Annotated in this window: 1 protein-coding gene; it reads left to right on the top strand. The window is 63.7% G+C overall.

The window, feature by feature from the left end; genetic code table 11:
* Nucleotides 1-110: 110 nt before the first annotated feature.
* The gene (locus ABE493_RS19380; protein WP_346501034.1) at nucleotides 111-608 is read left to right on the top strand and encodes a hypothetical protein; all 498 of its coding nucleotides are present in this window, start codon (nucleotides 111-113) and stop codon (nucleotides 606-608) included.
* Nucleotides 609-785: the final 177 nt, after the last annotated feature.

The following is a 785-nucleotide window of genomic DNA, read 5'->3' as shown; positions in this document are numbered from 1 at the left end:
CGCACCGCATGCCCCGCAGGGGGCTTTATCCTGCACCGCCCCTGCGAGCTCGGCCCCGGCACTACAGACGTTGGATGCATTGTCGGTTTCTACAGCCTGGGGAATGATTGATGCCTGCAGCACTGCCTGTCTATATGCCGTGGTTGATGACGGCCGGCTTCGGTTGGTTGTATTACCGGCGTATCCGCCGCCACTTCGGCTGGCAGCCATGGCGTCCTGTGCGTAATGGCGTCCGCATCGGCATCCTGTCGCTGGTGAGCGTGATGCTGGTGTTCGCCGCGCTGTATATCCCGCATGTGGCGCTCGGTATCGCGGCAGGTGCGGTTGCCGGTATTGGCCTTGGAATATTCGCGCTCAGGCATACCGTGATCAGCCCGCGTGATGGTCGGCCGGGATATACGCCCAATCCATGGATTGGCGGTGCGCTGGCGCTGCTGCTGATCGGACGTTTGGCGTGGCGCTGGTATGGCGGCGCTTTCAGCCAAGGCATGGGACCGGGCATGGGCAATGCCAGTCCGTTGACCCTGGCCCTGGCGGCAGCCTTGATCAGCTATGGGTTGGTGCAGGCGATCGGCTTGGCCCTGTGCCTGCGCCAGCCAAACCCGTAGGGCCGGCTGGTTGTAGTGCCGAGCCATGCTCGGCAGAGGCCTTACCGGTTGTAGTGCCGAGCCATGCTCGGCAAGAGGCCTCACCGGTTGTAGTGCCGAGCCATGCTCGGCAAGAGGCCTCACCGGTTGTAGTGCCGAGCCATGCTCGGCAGTGGCCTTACCGGGAAAGCCTCTTGC

The sequence above is a fragment of the Stenotrophomonas terrae genome, from assembly GCF_039674165.1.
In the GTDB taxonomy this organism is placed as follows: Bacteria; Pseudomonadota; Gammaproteobacteria; order Xanthomonadales; family Xanthomonadaceae; genus Stenotrophomonas; species Stenotrophomonas terrae_A.
This window is presented reverse-complemented; position numbering and strand designations above follow the sequence as displayed.

Coding starts and splice junctions, on each gene's coding strand:
- ABE493_RS19380 (WP_346501034.1), top strand. CDS start 111: ATGCCTGCAGCACTGCCTGTCTATATGCCGTGGTTGATGACGGCCGGC.